The sequence below is a fragment of the Vibrio aquimaris genome (assembly GCF_009363415.1).
GTDB lineage: Bacteria > Pseudomonadota > Gammaproteobacteria > Enterobacterales > Vibrionaceae > Vibrio > Vibrio aquimaris.
Genome location: NZ_CP045350.1, coordinates 1,745,394 through 1,763,063, shown reverse-complemented (window position 1 = coordinate 1,763,063; position 17,670 = coordinate 1,745,394). Strand labels below are relative to the sequence as shown.

Here is a 17,670-nt window from a genome sequence, read left to right as displayed (position 1 = left end):
GGTTAACCCCGAGTGTCGATTGTGGTGACAACAGACAGTCCGGGTAGTAGTCGACCTTTAAGACTTTGTTGATTGGGTATGGTGATTTTAACTGGCACCCGCTGAACGACTTTTGTAAAATTACCCGTTGCATTCTCTGGTGGAAGTAGTGCAAATTTTGCTCCTGTCGCTGGAGAAAAACTGTCCACTATGCCTGTTAGAGGCTGATCAGGGAAAGCATCAAATTCAATGTTCACTTTTTGTCCCTTATGAATATCACCAATTTGCGTTTCTTTAAAATTGGCTTCCACCCAAATATTACTCGTAGGTACAAGGCTCATTAGCGGGGTTCCGGATTGAACAAGGAGCCCTTGGCGCACACTTCTTTTTCCAATGATACCGTCTGCGGGAGCATAAATTTTTGTATAACTCAAGTTAAGTTCAGCTTGGTCAACATCCACTTTAGATTCGGTAATAGCGGCTTCAGCTTGGCGAATGTCACTGTCAATTACGGACAGTTGGTCATGAGCCGCGACTAGGTTAGCATTGGCTTCATTAAGTTCTGCAAGAGCGACTTTCTGCTGTGCGAGCATATCATCGACTTCGTCTTGGGAAGCATAATTTTTCTTGCGAAGACTACGTGAACGCTCCAACTGTTGAGCGGAGCGTTGATATTCAGCTTTGGCTGAATCTACGCGGCTTTCAGCCTGTTTTATTTGACTTTCTTGCAAGGTTCTTTGTGCCGATAGATTATCGATACTTGATTCTGATACCGCGAGGTGAGCTTTTGCTTGTTCAAGTTCAGTTACATAATCTCGTGGATCAAGCTCTACCAGTAAATCTCCTTTCTTTACTTTCTGGTTATCGCTAACGAAAGACTTGGCAATATAACCGGAGACTTTTGGTCGTATAGTTGTTATGTCTCCTTGCAGGTAGGCGTTATCGGTGGATTCAAAGTATCGAGCGTACCCAAGCCAATATCCAATGCAGAGTATGGCGATAATCATTATCGCACTGGTTGCGATAAACAGGACTTTATTGCTTTGTTTCTGCGGTCTGATATGGGTTGAATCCGTCATGCTGTGTCTCTAATCGTTACTGTTAATGATCACAAATTGTAAATGAAAATGATTAACTGATAAGATAGGAAAAAAGGAAAACACTGTTGCAAATATCTTACCAATCAAATCAAGGAGGGAAGGGTGGATTTAAACGCTATTACTGTTTTTGCTCAAGTTGTTGATTGTGGAAGCTTTACCCATGCGGCTGATGCATTAGATATGACTAAGTCGACAGTTAGTCGAAAATTGGTGGAATTAGAAAAGCATTTGGGTGTTAGGTTAGTAACACGATCCACTAGAAGCCTGGTTTTGACACCAGAAGGAGAGCGCTTCTATCAATCTAGCTTGCAAATTTTAGAACTGTTGAATCAAGCAGAACTCGAAGTATCAGCTAACCAAGATTTGATCCGTGGCCCACTAAAAGTTGTTTTGCCAGTTGAGTTGGGCCATCAAGTGTTAGGTACATACATCAACACGTTTCTAAAACAATACCCTAATGTCACCGTCAATCTTGAATTATCGAATCGAGAAGTGGATATTATTTCCGAAGGGATCGATCTCTACGCACAAGTGGGGGAGATACAAGATTCCGCTTTAATTTCAAGACACCTAACCAAATCTCAACGTGTCTTGGCGGCTAGTCCAGAGTATCTGGACGAGTTTGGTAAAATCAGCTCACATCAAGATCTCCAGAGTCCTCACCAAATGGTTGACGTGTATAGTCGCGCAGTTAAGTTACCTAAATGGCACTTGATTGCACCCAAAGATAAAGACTCGATACAGATAGATCTACCTTATCGTTTGCGGGTGAACACAATTACTGCCTGTCTCAAAGCATGCCTAGACGGTCTGGGGATTGCAGTATTACCTGAGTTTATATGCCGAGAGCACTTTACCAGTGGTAAGCTTGTTCAACTGCTACCTGAATATACAATGCCTGAAGTCTCGGTGAGCCTAGTCTATGCTGACCGACAGTTGATGCCTAAACGAAAGAAAGTATTTATTCGCTATCTACTCGAGGCATTTGAGTCTAATACTCGGGCAAATCACTAAACCACATTGATGGCCTTGGTTAAGCTTGTTAGCAGATTATGCGCGCTTGAGCCAGACATGCTATAAGGCTCAAAACTTGCACTTTCTGAGTATTTTAGAGTAATCGGTCGCGTTATCTCCATCTCAGGAATGTAACCCATAGACCAGTCGGCGAATTCTCTTTCATTAACTTCTGAGTAATCTAGTAACACCACATCTTTATGTCTGTTGTCGTTTAGGATGTGATGGTAAACCTTATTCACTTGTTCTCTTGAGCCCTCCAAGCACTGAAGGAAATACTTTCTGCTAAACAGTAACACGCCAGTGACATGTAATGCTGTATTCTTTTTACGTGCTTTATCTAAGATGTTTTGAATATCTGACTCCGTCACACCTTCAGTAATCTCACTCGTATACACCAATCTGACTAGAAACATATAGCGCTCCATTACGTGGGGTTATTTGAACGACATGTATACAGTATATGCAACTAAGCTAGTTTGGGTAATGTAATATTAACTGTCATACAAACTGTATTTAAGTAATTCAGCGTAGATGAGGAATATTGTGAGATAATTCATTGAATTGTAAAGGTATGACATTAAAACCAAATGTGAACTATGTTGCAAAACGCAGTTTGCTGAATTGCTGCAATTATCAAGTTTGTTATCATTTTAATCGTGCGTAGCTTTCGTTATTTATTTTTGCAAAGACAGGCAGAGAACCGTGGTGGAAACAAACATATCTCAGTTGCGTAAAGAGTTTTATGCCCAAATTAGCGCTTTGCAGGCCTACTCTTTGCCGCATACTAAGCCGACACTCTCTTTACTCACTGAAGAAGAACTGCAGTTTCTTGCAGATATGTGGGTTGAGCTTTCTGTATGGAAGAACAGTCATAATCACTAAACACAATAAGTATCCTTCTTTTGTACACATTAAAAGACCTCAGTGATAGAATCCGCTGAGGTTTTTTATTGCCTAAAACCAAAGATGTTATATTATAACATTAAGTGATCTGACCATTGATTTATACCAAATGAATCCTCTTAGTTAGTCACCCGTAAGGTTTCTATAATCAAAGAAACAGACAATAATAATGAATCAAGTGAGTAGGGTTATGGCGGAAGTTAGAGCCAGAGTAGATTTTAAAGTCGGTGTGAATAGCGACATAGAGGCTGAACTCTTATCTTTTGAAGGGCTCAAGACGGATAAAGAACACGTAGCGATAGTATTTAAACAAGCTGACAAAACACAATCTGTTCCTGTCGTTCGTATACACTCTGAGTGTTTGACTGGCGATGTGTTTCATTCTTCTCGATGTGATTGTGGTGAACAATTAGATGAAACCATCCGTAGGCTTGGAGAGCAAGGTGGTGTAATCCTTTACTTGAGACAGGAGGGAAGAGGAATTGGGCTGTATAACAAGATCGATGCCTACAAGCTACAGAGTGAAGGGATGAATACTTATGAGGCGAACAATCATTTAGGTTTTGGTGATGATCTTCGTGATTTCTCTGAAGCAGCGCAGATGCTTGAAGCGCTTGGTGTGTCGAAAATTCAATTGATTACCAATAATCCCAAAAAGATTCGAGAGTTGAGTGAGCATGGTATTGCAGTGGAGCAATCTATTAACACGTCTGCTCATGTTAAAGACGGTAATAAGAACTATCTCAAAGCAAAAATTGCTCATGGGAACCATGATCTGAAATTGTAATGCCTTGAACCTCTCCTGACAAAAGCCTCATTTTTATGGGGCTTTCTCGTATATGACTTGCAAAAAAAATCCAAGTTTGTATTATTTGCGTCAATGAGTGTAAATGAGAATAATTAGCACTTATAATTTAGAATGATTATTAAGCTCACCAAGGACGCTTTAAAATGAATGTAAAATCACTTTTGGCCCGTTCTGTGGCTGCTTCACTTTTGATAGCCAGTGGCTCAGCTTTTGCTGCAGATGTGACAAAAGAACAGGTCGTAGAGCAGTACGCTAATGTTGCTCATGCAGTATTTTCCGATGCACTGACAACTGCGAAGGCGCTAGACAAGTCTATCGAGTCCTTTTTAGCCGCGCCTTCACAAAAATCATTAGATCAAGTAAAGCAAGCTTGGATTAAGTCGCGGGTACCATACCAGCAGTCAGAAGTCTTTCGATTTGGCAATTCAATAGTTGATGATTGGGAAGGTCAACTTAACGCGTGGCCTCTTGATGAAGGTCTTATTGACTATGTTGCAACTGGCTACCAATACGAATTAGGCAACGAAGGTGCGAGTGCAAATATTGTTGCTAACAAAAAGCTTAAGATCGGTGCAACTGAATTAGATGTTAATAAACTAACACCAAAAAGCATCGCAGACCTTAATGAAATCGGTGGCTCTGAAGCGAACGTTGCTAGCGGTTATCATGCCATTGAATTCCTTCTATGGGGACAGGACTTAAATGGCACTCAGGCGGGAGCTGGCGAGCGTGCTTATACGGATTTTGTAGTTGGTAAAGGTTGTACCAATGGTAACTGTGATCGTCGTGGAGAGTACTTAAAAGCAACTGCCGATCTTTTAGTCCAAGATCTCAAATGGATGGAGAAACAGTGGCAAGAGGGTGTTAAGGGCAACTACAGAGAGCAGCTTCTCAATGAATCTGCGGATAATGGTTTACGTAAAATGCTATTTGGTATGGGTTCTCTTTCTCTGGGAGAACTTGCGGGTGAACGGATGAAAGTGGCGTTGGAAGCTAACTCTACCGAAGACGAGCACGATTGTTTTTCAGATAACACCCACAACTCACATTACTACAACGAGCAGGGTATTTACAATGTCTACACTGGCTCATACAAGCGAATTGATGGAACAGTAGTTTCTGGTGCAAGCATTGCTCAATTAGTGGCTCAAAAAGATGCAAAAGCAGCGAAAGAAATCCAGCAACAGTTCGATACGACTCGCACTCAAGTAGGGGAACTTGTTACATCAGCGGAAAAGAATAGTCAGTATTTTGATCAACTGATTGCTTCCGATAATGTAAAAGGTAATGCGTTGGTTAACAAAACTATTATGTCTCTTGTCGATCAAACTGCCTCTATTGAACGTGCCGCAAAAATTGTCGGTATTAGCAGTCTGAACCCTGATACAGCGGATCATGAATTCTAATTAGGATACACTCTTTTCTAAGGGCTCTTTTAGAGCCCTTTTGTTGTTTTTAAAGCCATATTTTAATGAGAACTCATCTCAATTATGTGGTGCCATTTGCCTGAGAAACTCTAGTATGAAGTTGTACTTTAAATCCTTGTTAGCCACTTTACTTACCCTGAGTAGCAGTGTATCGGCATATGAGGTAGATTCTGGCGGAGCGACAAGTGTTGCAAAGGAAGGAGCTAACGCCTTCTCACTTCCTGCCTCTAATCTCCCCTTGACTAAACGACTTGATTTTAGTGTTGGTAACAGTTTTTTCCGTAATCCATGGATTCAAGCGCCTGCAACGACAGATGCAAGAGATGGGTTAGGTCCGCTTTTCAATACTAATGGGTGTCAGAACTGTCATATTAAAGATGGTCGAGGACATCCGCCTGAGAAAGATGATATTCATGCGGTATCGATGTTAGTTCGTCTGAGTATCCCTGCTATGTCAGCCGAGCAGAAAAAAATATTCATAAAAGAAGGGATTGTACCAGAGCCGACGTATGGTGGTCAGCTTCAAGACTTCGCTCTGCAAGATCAAATACCAGAAGGGCAGATAAGTATCACTTATACTCAAGTCCCCGTGCGTTTTGCCGACGGTACAGAAGTCATCTTACGTAAACCTGAACTTAAAATACAACAGCTTGGTTACGGTGAAATGCATCCTGATACGCAGTTTTCTGCTCGTGTCGCACCACCAATGATTGGTTTAGGGTTATTGGAAAGTATCTCAGAACAAACACTCATGTCATGGGCAGACGAAAGTGATGATGATAATGATGGCATTTCTGGCAAAGTGAACAAGGTGTGGGATGTTGAGAAAAACCAATTTGCTATTGGCCGATTTGGTTGGAAGTCAGGTCAACCAACTCTAATGCAGCAAAATGCTGCGGCATTTAATGGTGATGTCGGTCTGACTAGTCGCCTATTTCCCAATCAAAACTGCACTTCAAAGCAAACCCTCTGCGCCGAGTTGCCCAATGGTGGAGAACCAGAAGTAAGTGATAATATACTTGATTTCGTTGAGTTTTACACGCAACATCTAGCCGTGCCAACAAGACGCAATTTGGAACAACCAAACGTCAAGCTAGGACAAAGCTTATTTGTTAAAGCAGGTTGTGACAGTTGCCATAAGAGTCAAGTCACCACATCAGTGCGTGAAGATTTGCCAGCATTATCCAATCAGACCATCCATCCATACACGGATTTACTATTGCATGATATGGGGGAGGGCTTAGCAGACAATCGCCCGGAATATTTAGCTAATGGAAAAGAGTGGAGAACAGCCCCACTTTGGGGAATTGGTTATACCAAAGAGGTTAATGGGCATACCTACTTCCTGCATGATGGTCGAGCACGTAATTTAATGGAAGCGGTACTTTGGCATGGTGGTGAAGCCGAGTCGTCAAAACAGACGGTGCTGACATTTAATCAAAAGCAACGTGATGCTTTGATAGCATTTCTGAACTCATTATAAGGAAAGGAAATGAAACCTTTATCAATAGCCGCTATTACTTTTCTACTGACCAGTGTAGCAGGTTGTAGTTTGGTGTCTCATGAAGAGGAGCACCCTAGTCAAGGTGTGTATCAGGTAGAATTAGCTTCTGCTAAACACTTCATGCAGCAAGCCAATAAATTAGAAAACGAAATGCTCACCTTTTGTGAAGAAGGGGATTTACAACAAGTTCAACAGCAGTGGCAGCAAACCATGTTGTCTTGGATGGCACTACAAGGCCAAGAAAGAGGCCCGGAGCGCGCTTTAGAAAAGAGTTGGAATATACAGTTTTGGCCGGATAAAAAGAACACAACGGGCCGCAAAATGGCAGCTTTGGTCAATAGTGACAAACATTGGAATCAAGATGATATTGCCCAGCAGAGTGTGACTGTTCAAGGGCTTGGTTCCATTGAATGGTTGCTATATGACCAAGATTCACCGCTTAAGACTTCAACTAGACACTGTCATGTCGCTACAGCAATTGCGAGTAATTTGGCCAATAATGCGGCTCTGATAGCTTCTGCTTGGGAAGAAAACCCTTGGTCGGGATTAGATGAAAAGGCGTGGACTTCTGAGTACATCTCTTTGCTGTCCAATCAACTGGAATACAGTATGAAGAAGATGACTCGTCCGCTTGCAAAGTTTGGTAAACCGAGGCCTTATTTTGCCGAATCATGGCGCTCTCGCACGTCAATGAAAAACTTAAAAGCAAATATTACAGCAATGCAGACTTTGTATCTATCTGATGGTAATGGGTTAGATCATACCTTACGTCAAAATGGGCATATACAGCTTGCTGATAGTATAACGCGCCAGTTCTCATCTACTTTGGAAACATGGCCCGTTGATGAAAGCTTATTTGAATTACTTCAATCTAAAGAAGGTTATCGCGTCGCTTATGCCCAATATAACAAATTGGAACAGCTTAAGTATCTTATTCATGAGGAAGTGGCGATTAAATTGGGTGTGGTTATAGGGTTTAATGCAACAGATGGTGACTGATAATACAAGACGTAACCTACTAAAAGCAGCACTGGTGGGAATAGCTGTGCCTGTACTTCCGCTCGGTTGTGCAAACAAAGTTATGTCAACAAGAAAGCCAGCTCTTATCGGTTGTGCCTTACAAGGTAGAGATAAATACTCTGTTGTTATTGCTGACGAACAAGGTTTGCCTCTAAAACAACTGCCACTTCCATCACGTGGCCATGGTGTTGCGACTCATAAAACACTGAACCATGCCGTTGCCTTTGCAAGGCGACCAGGTCAGTACTTTATCGTGTTTGACTACATAACGGGCGAAACAATAACTCTCAAGACTACAAAGCCTAATCGACATTATTACGGGCATGGTGTCTACTCAAATGATGGTATGTGGTTGTATGCGACAGAAGGAGAGCGTACAACCAGTAGAGGGATCATTGGAGTTTATGATGTGCTCGGTGGCTACAAAAAGGTGGCCGAGTTCACAGGCTTTGGTATCGGGCCTCATGAGGTTATTGTGATGCCTGACGATAAACTTGCTATCGGAGTTGGCGGGGTTCATACCGATGGACGCAAGCCGATGAATCTCTCATCTATGCAGCCAAGCTTGAGTTATTTAGACGCGACTGGTGAATTGGTAGAACAAGTCTCTCTGCCTGATCACCACCTGAGTATTCGCCATCTTGCTCACGATGGGTCTGATACTGTCCTTTGTGGTCAGCAATACAGAGGTGAACCCGATGCGTATCCATCTCTATTAGCTATGCATACACAGGGTGGAGAAATGCGCTCTTTACAAGCTCAGCTAGAACAATGGGCTAGGTTTAATCACTATATTGCTAGTATTGCGGCGACTAAAGAGTGGATTCTGGCTACATCTCCAAGAGGAAACTGTTATGGTATTTGGTCCAAACAAACAGGTCTGTTGGAAGAGTTAAATGCATTGCCTGATGCGTCCGGAGTCATTGCATATGCAGGATATTTCAAAATTAGCTCGGGTGCTGGAGGTGTTATCACCCAATACTCCCCACACAAAAAGAATAAAATTCAATCGGGAATTCAATGGGATAACCACTGGTCGAGAATTTTTTAACCTAGCTTATTGTAAAGCTTAAAAAATTAACTTTCTTATCAACATTTATTACTGGCCTCTTATTTCTCTGCCATACTTTCAATCTACACGAAGGAATCGGAGAGTAAGATGGCTAGGTTGTATCTTTTATTGCTGCTAATAATTTTGATGCCTTTCCAATCTTTAGCTAATAGTTACTTTGAACAAATTGGTTGGTTGGAGAAAGATAGCCATGTTCTTCGTGTTTTGCAGTTCTCAAAAGATGTCGAGAGTATTTATCATGAGCATGATAATCGCTTTATATGGTTCGATCTTCAACAAAGCACTCGTCTTGAGTTCCAGTTAGAGGTTATTGCAAGCGCAGGGTTTAGCCCTCTTTTTTCCCGCCAACTTCAATACTTGGAATACTATCGGAAAAGCAACCGTTGGCATGAGTATGACGTTCTAGCGACAGACACTCTGCTTCTCTACATCAGTTATGCAGAACAAGCCAAAGTGTTGGGCTATGATTGGTTTTTCAAATCTATGTTGTATAAGCCGCTCCCAAGGTTAAGCAGTGCTGTTCTACAAATGGTGGTGTCATCCATAGTAAACAAGCAACTGAGCGAGCTCATTGAAACTTATACCCCTGACAGCTCGGACTATCAGAAATTGCTTGATAGCTACCTTCATGTGGTTAAGTTTACTAAATTAGACATTCCAGAATATACGCAGGAAGGGCTTAGAGGGGTTGGCGAGCCTCTGGACAATCGAGAAATTCTTCTTGTGCGAATGGAAATGGTAGATGTTGATTTATCGGGAGTGAGACGCGATGTTGATTGGTATGATGAAACATTAGAAGCGCCAATCAAAGAGTTTCAGAGACTACATGGTTTAAAGGATGACGGTGTTATAGGTTCTAACACTATGCGGTGGTTAAACACATCACCCCACAAAAGGCTGGCTATCCTTGCTCTAAATGCTGAAAGAAGTCGCTTGTGGCCGATTAATTTCGATAACCTGATCATTGTGAATGTGCCAGGTTTTGAGATGAAATACTGGTCTTCTGGTAAAGAAGTGTTCGAGTCCAAGGTAGTGGTCGGACGCAGAGGCCGGCCGACACCCTTGATGACTATTGAACTTGAATCATTGATTCTCAATCCTACTTGGAACGTGCCTTGGCGGATTATGGTACGTGACATTATACCTAGGGTTAAAAAAGACCCTGCATATTTGGTCAAAGAAAATATCACTATTGTACCAAGGTGGGGTTCTAAAGAGTTAATCGATCCTAACGAAATTGATTGGCAGAACCTTCGTCCGAGTTCATTTCCTTACAAAATGACTCAATTGTCAGGTGATAATAACGCCTTGGGTTTATACAAGTTTAATACGCCAAATCGACGAGCAATTTTCTTGCATGACACGCCAAGTAAAGAACTTTTTGAAGAAGTAAGCAGAGCATTTAGCTCGGGGTGTGTTCGAGTTGAAAATGCTGAGCAGTTTGCTTCAATTTTGTTGAAACGGCAAGGTGCGGATATGTCTCTAGTCGATGAAAATGAAGTAGCGGCTAACCAGTCAATTCCTCTTACACGTAAAGTTCCTGTGCACATCATTTACCAAACCGCGTGGTCGGAAGGTGGAAAAATTCAATACAGGGACGATATATATCGTTTTGATAGACGAATCCATGGTAAAAGCTAAATTTGCCAAAAAATAACATTTATTCATATCTTGGTTTTTTCTAACCTCGTCAGATAGTAATCTAACTTATAATTATCTACCCCTTTAAAAACGCGTTTTGGCGTTTGCACTCTCATTTATTGTTAGGTAAGGTCCCCGCTCAAAATATATTCGCCAAAGAGATGAATGGGGCCTTATTGTGAACTTCTCTCGCAGAGATTTTATCAAATTTGCCAGTGGCAGTGTTATTGCTGCGAGTTGCACACCATCTGTTGCTTTATCAGCATGTGCCACAGCACCTCGGAGCCTTGCATTTAATAATTTGCATACAGGTGAGGAGCTAGAATCTTGCTACTTCGATGGTCGAAATTATATAAACAGAGAATTGGCTCGAATCGATAATATTTGCAGAGATTTTCGTTTAAACCAAGTTCATCAGATGGATAAGAATTTGTTTGATATGATCTCCCTGATCCAGTCTGAATTAGGTGTGGATACTCAGGTTCAAATTATTTCTGGTTACCGCTCACCTGAAACCAATCAAGCATTGCGTTCAGTATCGAGTGGGGTTGCCAAAAAAAGTTATCACATGCTGGGGCAGGCAATCGATTTTCGCTTAGACGGTGTTAACCTAAAACAGGTGCGAGATGTAGCTATGGATCTAAAAGCAGGAGGAGTAGGCTATTATCCAAGAAGTAACTTCGTCCATATAGATACTGGGCCAGTACGCCACTGGTAGACAATAGATTTATGCTATAAGGTTGTCAAAAACCTTCCCAAGTGTCATAGTCTTGCCAGTTTAGTTATTGATTAAGGCTCGGATATGTCTCTAAAGTACCAAGTTGTTCCTGTCACCTCATTTTCTCAAAACTGTTCTATTGTTTGGTGTGATGAAACGATGGATGGTATTGTTGTTGATCCGGGAGGAGATGTTGAGCAATTATCCTCGGTAATCAAAGCCAATGGGATTAACATTACTCAGCTTGTTTTAACTCATGGACATTTAGATCATGTTGGTGGAACTCAATCACTTTCTGTGCTTTTGGGTGGCGTCAATATCATAGGCCCTCACAAAGACGATAACTTCTGGCTCCAAGGACTTGCAGAGCAAAGTCAAATGTTTGGTTTTCCGCCTACTCAGGCTTTTGAACCTACCAAGTGGCTCAACGATGGTGACACAATACATTTTGGTAAAGAGTGTTTGAATGTTTATCATACTCCAGGACATACCCCAGGCCATGTTGTGCTCTTTAGTGAACCAGCAAAATTGGCGTTTGTTGGCGATGTTTTATTCAACGGTTCTGTGGGGCGTACGGATTTTCCTAAAGGTGATTTTGATACACTGATACGCTCAATTAAAACGAAACTTTGGCCTTTGGGTAACGATGTTAGGTTTGTACCGGGTCATGGGCCAGAGTCGACATTTGGCTATGAGCGAGCATCAAACCCATTTGTTGCAGATGAATTATAGTGCCGAGGAATGTTCGTCAACATAGGATCAATTCATACCTTCTGACTCTGCAGCTGCCAGGTAGCGCCGTGCTAGGCCGACAAACTCCTCAGCGCTTCGGTCGATATCATTGGCTGAAATAAAGATGTCATAGTCAAAATAGCTCCTTTGGTAGTTCATTCGGTTTGCCAGCATTGCTTGTAAGCCCCGATATTCTCTACCTTGCTCACTTTTATACGGCTTTGAGTCAAGTACTATGTCTTCGAAGTGAGCATTCAGAATACTTTGTTTCATCCCCATATACAGTAGGGCACGTTGACTTAAAAGAATATCGGTAGCTATTCTCGGGCATATACTTTCTAAATAAGGAGAGTATTGCTTTAACTTAATTCCAATCCATGGCAAGGGTTGCTGCCATCCTTGGTTGTCATAATGGCAAATACCAATCTTGCCGATATTATTCCATTTTACTACCCAGCCCCCCTTGTGTAGATGTTGTTGAAAGTGAGAAGCGGTCAAGGTGTAGGAAACCGTACTTTTGTGGACTAACCATTGAGCAAAACCGAGAAAAATTAGTACAGCAATCAAGGTAATAATTGCCAGCTGCAAGTTAGGTGCAAGGACCACAAGAGAAATGAGGCCTGCTAGAATAATTGCTGCGAGCAATTTTGCTCCTGGGGAAGACAGTTGAATAGGTTGATGGGTAATGTGCAATGTTTCCATAGTTCGCTTCCAGTAAATCTTTTAACCTCTGTTTATATATTCAGTGGCCACAGCATAGATCACATTAGGTGTTGATTAAATTGTAGCCGCCACCTAGCAGAACACGTATTTTTACCGGATTAAGCTTGTTAGATACTGTCAATGTCGTTAGATTTTTGCTATAAAACGCCATTAATTTTTTTCCACTGCTCGCAATGCAGTGAAATGGAGAGATACTCTATGAGACTAGCTCATAAGCGCAAAGTGCAGATGAAATTGAAAAAGCACTTGAAGGCGGCGGTTGCTAAAGAAAAAGCGACACCAAGCAAAAAGCCACAGGCTGAGAAAAAAGTCACAGTTGCCGCTACCGAAAAGAAAGCCGCAGTAGCGAAAGTGGTAGACACTAGTTTAACGCCCAAGCAGCAGCAAGTACTTGATATTGTCGTTGCCAATGCTGACGGTATCAACCCTAAAGGTATTGGTCTTGCTGCTGGACAAGAGGAATCAAAAGCCGCTTCTTGGGCAACAGGTGCACTTAAAAAATTACTAGAAGAGAATCTAGTAGCGAAAGAACAGCTAGCTGGAAACAAAGTTATTTATAAGCCCGTTTAAAAAACGCTAGCTAGTAGACATCGATGCGAAATGATACGCAGTACCAGTTGGAGCTTCGATAATATCGAGGCTCTTTTTGTTGGTATACCAACTGCGATCTGTTTAAGAAATGAGCTCTTCCCACTCTGATATGGTATATTAGGTGCGTTACACACCTACAAAGTGAGCTTTTCATGACTTTTCCAACCAATATTCATCAGTCCTACCATGCTCATGTTTATTTTGATGATAAAACGAGTGATTTTGCCGCGCAGCTACGGTCAAAGATTACTCAAGATTTCACTTTAGCAGTAGGGCGCTTTCATCAGAAATTAGTTGGGCCGCATACGATGTGGAGCTTTTCTATCAGTTTTGAGAAAGCAGATTTTGAACGATTAATCCCCTGGCTAGATAATGCTCGTGGAGGCTTGTCTATTTTAGTCCATGCCGTTACTGGTGATGACATTACTGATCATACAGAGTATGCCTATTGGTTAGGAAAACCTGTTGAGCTCAACCTTTCAGCACTTGATAACAACTAACGGCGCCTACCTCTTTTCTCTTCTCACTATTGAACGTTTTTTTGATAGTCTTTGACTATCGATTATATAGATATGAATGCCTTCACCAATTGTAAACTAATGTGTATATTGAACTTAAAGAAAGGGTAAACCTTAATAAATTGATGAGGAATAGATTATGACCAACCAAGTAAACTTAATCGGCCTAAATGACGAAAAATCTCAAGCCCTTGCAAGCGAGTTAAATGCTTTGTTAGCGCACTACCAAGTATTATATATGAATACACGAGGTTACCACTGGAATATAAAAGGTCAGCAGTTTTTTGAACTTCACGAGAAGTTTGAGGAAATATATGTTGATTTACAAACTAAGATTGATGAACTGGCAGAGCGTATTTTGACTATTGGTTCTACACCAGATCATAGCTTCAGCCAATATTTGAATAAAAGTAGTATTCAAGAACATCAAAACTCAACCACAGGACAGGAGTGTGTTCGGGGCTTAGTACATGGATTTAGTGCTCTACTTGTTCAACAGCGCCAAATATTAGCCCAAGCCGAAGATGCTGACGATGAAGGTACTGCAGCTCTAATGGGTGATTATATTCGCGAACAAGAAAAATTAATGTGGATGTTTAATGCATATATGAACTAAAGTGTACTTGGTCAAATAACCAGTTCTTTTTCTTGAGTTGTAGATGGAGATGTGTATACTGTATATGTAACCAGTTATTTTGGAGGTGAATTATGTTATGGGATACCCTTGAACGTGTTAACCGCCTGCGCCAAGTGGCGTTAAATAACCCTGAGTTTATTCGCTCAGCTAAAGCACATGAAAAAGCGTTAGAGTCACAGGGGTTGGATAATATCAAACCCCTGAAAAGATCAACGAAGTTGAAAAAAGAAAAGGCGTTATCAGATATTTACCAACAATCAGAGTTCGGGTACGACCCATGTGACTCTCCTCATTAAATAAAAAAGCAGGGCAACGCCCTGCTTTCATGTTTTAAGACGTATAGAAATAAGCTTCCATGGTTGCGTCAGTCCCTGGACTTTTTCTGTCACGCCTTGCCTTAAGAAAAGCTTTTAGGTCTGTTGCAAATTTTTTCTTGTTGCGGTATTCGAACAAGCCTCCATTTGGCTCCATAATAAAATACCTATAATTTTTATAACCGATTCCGATTGCATGAGCGTAGGCTGATAGATAACCAGCCCAATAACCTTGTTCGCCTGGTAGCACAGAGGCGATTTTTTCTGGTGTCATTGTTTCTGAGGAGTTTGCTTTATTGGTGTTTTTAAGCCCGAATCCCGCGAGTAAGCTTTTTATTGATGAAGAATTGCCCTTAAAGTCTTTGACATAGCCCCCTTGAAACCTTAATGGACCTTTAAAAAAACTGGTGAACTGGTTATGTGCTGTGGCTTCTTCGTTTCCGCCTAATAGTGCTACCATCCACCCAGCAGTAATACCGCAACATATTCCTTGGATTCTCCCTTTGTTGGAGCCAGCGACTTTTACGCCCGTATCTATATTTTTATAACCGATACGGCCAGCCGTATCGCTATCTATTCCTCCACCACCTGGAAGTCCTGGCGCGTTATTTAAACTTTGAATAACTGTAGATTGAATACAGTCTCCAAAAAGATACTTGTTATAGAGTGTCACACCATTTGGCATAGTATTACGTCCTTAGTTGTTGTAGAGAAAATACTCATGAATAGGTTCTAACGGTGTTACGCTTTGTAATTATCAAACGTAAACAGCGAAGAAGAGTTTTGTGAAAATATGCATTCGGTTTTATAAAAGATTAACTCAAAATATTTCTTACAGCCAATCGTAGAAGACAATTTTTACGCTTTATAGACCCGTGCCTCAGTGAGGCTATATGGTTTTTTCGCTATTCAACTAACTTAGTAAAAATAAAAGTATATGTGATATCATACTCAATTAGTTGAACCGCCTAACATAAGGATGTAGTACATGAAAATAGAGACAGTGGCATTTATCGGCTTAGGTGTAATGGGCTTCCCCATGGCGGGGCATTTGTCGAATGCAGGCTTTGTTACTCGTGTATATAACCGTACTATCGAAAAAGCAGAGCAGTGGACCGAGCAGCATTCAGGCCAATGCTTTGCCACGCCTTATCTGACTGCGCAAGGTTGTGATCTTGTTGCTGTATGTGTGGGTAATGATGATGATGTTCGAAGTGTCGTGCTCGGTGATAATGGCGCTTTAGCGGCCATGAAACCAGGGTCTATTTTAGTAGACCACACTACAACTTCAGCTGAGCTGGCTGAGGAATTAGCAAAAGCTTGTAATGATAAAAACGTACATTTTGTCGATGCTCCAGTCTCAGGAGGGCAAGCTGGTGCTGAAAACGGAGCACTTACCATTATGTGTGGAGGAGAAACACAAGTATTTGAAGCTCTGTCTCCGGTATTTAACACATATGGTAAGCAAGCCGTTCTTCTTGGAGAAAATGGTCAAGGGCAGCGCTGTAAAATGGTCAATCAGATATGCATAGCGGGTATTTTGCAGGGGTTGAGTGAAGCACTTCAGCTTGCACAGTCTGCGGATTTGGATATAGAAAAAGTAGTGAACGTTCTGCAGCATGGAGCTGCGGGTTCATGGCAGATGGAGAATCGTGCCGTGACAATGTCGCAAGGAAAATTTGACTTTGGCTTTGCTATTGACTGGATGCGAAAAGACTTGGGTATCTGCTTAAATGAAGCATCAAGTAAGAATATACCTTTACCTATGACAGAGGAAGTCGATGGTATGTATGCTGCTCTTCAGAAGCACGGGTTGGGCCGAATGGATACCTCAGTCCTGATTAAAGCTTATGATTTAGCCTAGTTTTATAAAAGGGGAAACTCGACTATCTTCTGCTTGGATTGGAATATTCTAAAGTTATTGTCACTGAGGTCGATACTGAATGTAGGAGTTAATTGTTTTCATATCAGGAGATAGGGCCGCAAAAACAGGCTATTTGTTGTGGTAGGAGGCTGCTTATGATTGAACAAAATCAAAAACGAGAATTTTATCGCTTGAAGTATCCTAAGAAAGCCCGGCCTTGTGTACATATATACGATCAGATTTTTTATGTCACAGAAGTTTCAGAAGGAGGTATACGTGTTGTGATGAACATGTTTACCGACTGGTATAAAGGGCTGTTGATGTCGGGCACGCTTGAGCTTCACAGCCAAGAAAAAATAGAGTTTAAAGGGGCGGTTCTGCGCTTTGATAATGGCGAAGTTATTCTTAAACTGAATGAAGGGCCAACCTTTAAAAATATGGTAGAAGAACAACGTCATATACTCCAAGAGTACCCATCGCATTTTGCAAAATCTATCCATTGAGCAGAGTATGGCACAGTGACTGACTGTGCCATTGCTGTGTGAAGGATGCTTATCTCAAAACTTCAGATAATACATTTACTTATTACATTCTGGTTTGCTAACCTGCTGTTTTATTGCAAAAATAGGCGGTGTGTAATGGATGCGAAAAGTGTAGTTCTTGCTTATTGGGAAGCGATGAATAGTAATGATTTTCACCAAGCTAGTACATACCTTAGTATCGATTTCGAGGGCTTCTGGCCTCAATCTAATGAATTGACCTGTGGCAGAGATAACTTTTCTGCGATCAACTCGGCCTACCCAAGCAATGGTCAATGGAGCTTCATTATCAACTCACTGATTTGTGAGGGCGAAAGAGTTGTTACAGATGTTTCTGTCAGTGATGGAGTGCAAAAAGAACGTGCAATCACCTTCCATACAGTGAAAAACGGACTAATTACTCGACAAACAGAGTTTTGGCCTGATGCTATGGAACCACAACCGTGGAGATCTGATTGGGTCACTATTACTGAAAGCTGAGTCAAAGTTTAGGTTGTTTACTCGGTTCTCCTATGTACTCATTTATTTTAAGTACAGACATTAGGATGAACTTTATTCATCAA

Annotated in this window: 21 protein-coding genes; 17 read left to right on the top strand and 4 right to left on the bottom strand. The window is 41.5% G+C overall.

Annotated features, from left to right (window positions below; translation table 11 throughout):
• Positions 1–2: 2 nt before the first annotated feature.
• Complete coding sequence (locus FIV01_RS08245) at positions 3–1,058, bottom strand: HlyD family secretion protein (protein WP_152430575.1); 1,056 nt, start codon at positions 1,056–1,058, stop codon at positions 3–5.
• 123 nt (positions 1,059–1,181) lie between these two features.
• Here FIV01_RS08245 and FIV01_RS08240 point away from each other — a divergent pair, with 123 nt between their 5' ends.
• Complete coding sequence (locus tag FIV01_RS08240) at positions 1,182–2,093, top strand: LysR family transcriptional regulator (protein WP_152430574.1); 912 nt, start codon at positions 1,182–1,184, stop codon at positions 2,091–2,093.
• Here the strand turns inward: FIV01_RS08240 and FIV01_RS08235 are convergent.
• Positions 2,090–2,509 (bottom strand): BLUF domain-containing protein, encoded by a 420-nt coding sequence (locus FIV01_RS08235; protein ID WP_152430573.1) that lies wholly within the window; start codon positions 2,507–2,509, stop codon positions 2,090–2,092. The genes FIV01_RS08240 and FIV01_RS08235 overlap by 4 nt on opposite strands.
• A gap of 292 nt (positions 2,510–2,801) precedes the next feature.
• On the opposite strand from FIV01_RS08235, the gene FIV01_RS20600 reads away from it, so the two are divergent.
• From FIV01_RS20600 to FIV01_RS08195, 9 genes are all read left to right on the top strand, one after another.
• Positions 2,802–2,978 (top strand): hypothetical protein, encoded by a 177-nt coding sequence (locus FIV01_RS20600; protein WP_202408531.1) that lies wholly within the window; start codon positions 2,802–2,804, stop codon positions 2,976–2,978.
• 211 nt (positions 2,979–3,189) lie between these two features.
• The gene (locus FIV01_RS08230) at positions 3,190–3,786 is read left to right on the top strand and encodes a GTP cyclohydrolase II (protein WP_152430572.1); all 597 of its coding nucleotides are present in this window, start codon (positions 3,190–3,192) and stop codon (positions 3,784–3,786) included.
• 164 nt (positions 3,787–3,950) lie between these two features.
• On the top strand, positions 3,951–5,213 hold the full coding sequence (locus tag FIV01_RS08225) for an imelysin family protein (protein WP_152430571.1): 1,263 nt from the start codon (positions 3,951–3,953) through the stop codon (positions 5,211–5,213).
• Between the two features lie 115 nt (positions 5,214–5,328).
• Positions 5,329–6,717: a di-heme oxidoreductase family protein gene (locus FIV01_RS08220; protein ID WP_152430570.1), complete on the top strand. Its 1,389-nt coding sequence runs from the start codon at positions 5,329–5,331 to the stop codon at positions 6,715–6,717.
• A 9-nt stretch (positions 6,718–6,726) separates the two neighbouring features.
• A complete protein-coding gene (locus tag FIV01_RS08215) occupies positions 6,727–7,737 on the top strand; it encodes an imelysin family protein (protein WP_152430569.1) in 1,011 nt (336 codons plus the stop codon).
• On the top strand, positions 7,718–8,809 hold the full coding sequence (locus FIV01_RS08210) for a DUF1513 domain-containing protein (protein WP_152430568.1): 1,092 nt from the start codon (positions 7,718–7,720) through the stop codon (positions 8,807–8,809). Before FIV01_RS08215 ends, FIV01_RS08210 begins: the two co-directional genes overlap by 20 nt.
• A gap of 108 nt (positions 8,810–8,917) precedes the next feature.
• The gene (locus tag FIV01_RS08205; RefSeq protein ID WP_152430567.1) at positions 8,918–10,471 is read left to right on the top strand and encodes a L,D-transpeptidase family protein; all 1,554 of its coding nucleotides are present in this window, start codon (positions 8,918–8,920) and stop codon (positions 10,469–10,471) included.
• 178 nt (positions 10,472–10,649) lie between these two features.
• Positions 10,650–11,189, top strand: a complete 540-nt coding sequence (gene mepK, locus FIV01_RS08200) for a peptidoglycan L,D-endopeptidase MepK (protein ID WP_114785487.1) — start codon at positions 10,650–10,652, stop codon at positions 11,187–11,189.
• Between the two features lie 84 nt (positions 11,190–11,273).
• The gene (locus tag FIV01_RS08195; RefSeq protein ID WP_152430566.1) at positions 11,274–11,921 is read left to right on the top strand and encodes an MBL fold metallo-hydrolase; all 648 of its coding nucleotides are present in this window, start codon (positions 11,274–11,276) and stop codon (positions 11,919–11,921) included.
• 27 nt (positions 11,922–11,948) lie between these two features.
• Here the strand turns inward: FIV01_RS08195 and FIV01_RS08190 are convergent, their stop codons facing one another.
• Positions 11,949–12,623 carry a DUF2982 domain-containing protein gene (locus tag FIV01_RS08190; RefSeq protein ID WP_152430565.1) on the bottom strand — a complete coding sequence of 225 codons (675 nt, stop codon included), beginning with the start codon at positions 12,621–12,623 and terminating at the stop codon, positions 11,949–11,951.
• A gap of 219 nt (positions 12,624–12,842) precedes the next feature.
• Here FIV01_RS08190 and FIV01_RS08185 point away from each other — a divergent pair, with 219 nt between their 5' ends.
• From FIV01_RS08185 to FIV01_RS08170, 4 genes are all read left to right on the top strand, one after another.
• A complete protein-coding gene (locus tag FIV01_RS08185; RefSeq protein ID WP_152430564.1) occupies positions 12,843–13,214 on the top strand; it encodes a MarR family transcriptional regulator in 372 nt (123 codons plus the stop codon).
• Between the two features lie 173 nt (positions 13,215–13,387).
• A complete protein-coding gene (locus FIV01_RS08180; RefSeq protein WP_152430563.1) occupies positions 13,388–13,735 on the top strand; it encodes a DOPA 4,5-dioxygenase family protein in 348 nt (115 codons plus the stop codon).
• A gap of 157 nt (positions 13,736–13,892) precedes the next feature.
• Entirely contained in the window at positions 13,893–14,369 is a 477-nt protein-coding gene (locus FIV01_RS08175) for a Dps family protein (RefSeq protein ID WP_152430562.1), read from the top strand.
• A 92-nt stretch (positions 14,370–14,461) separates the two neighbouring features.
• Complete coding sequence (locus FIV01_RS08170; RefSeq protein WP_152430561.1) at positions 14,462–14,686, top strand: hypothetical protein; 225 nt, start codon at positions 14,462–14,464, stop codon at positions 14,684–14,686.
• A 34-nt stretch (positions 14,687–14,720) separates the two neighbouring features.
• Here the strand turns inward: FIV01_RS08170 and FIV01_RS08165 are convergent, their stop codons facing one another.
• Positions 14,721–15,389 carry a hypothetical protein gene (locus tag FIV01_RS08165; protein WP_152430560.1) on the bottom strand — a complete coding sequence of 223 codons (669 nt, stop codon included), beginning with the start codon at positions 15,387–15,389 and terminating at the stop codon, positions 14,721–14,723.
• Positions 15,390–15,692: 303 nt separating this feature from the next.
• Here FIV01_RS08165 and FIV01_RS08160 point away from each other — a divergent pair, with 303 nt between their 5' ends.
• The 3 genes from FIV01_RS08160 (at position 15,693) to FIV01_RS08150 (ending at position 17,587) form a co-directional block, all read left to right on the top strand.
• Entirely contained in the window at positions 15,693–16,568 is an 876-nt protein-coding gene (locus tag FIV01_RS08160) for an NAD(P)-dependent oxidoreductase (RefSeq protein ID WP_152430559.1), read from the top strand.
• Positions 16,569–16,723: 155 nt separating this feature from the next.
• The gene (locus FIV01_RS08155) at positions 16,724–17,071 is read left to right on the top strand and encodes a PilZ domain-containing protein (protein WP_152430558.1); all 348 of its coding nucleotides are present in this window, start codon (positions 16,724–16,726) and stop codon (positions 17,069–17,071) included.
• Between the two features lie 135 nt (positions 17,072–17,206).
• Entirely contained in the window at positions 17,207–17,587 is a 381-nt protein-coding gene (locus tag FIV01_RS08150; RefSeq protein WP_152430557.1) for a nuclear transport factor 2 family protein, read from the top strand.
• Positions 17,588–17,670: the final 83 nt, after the last annotated feature.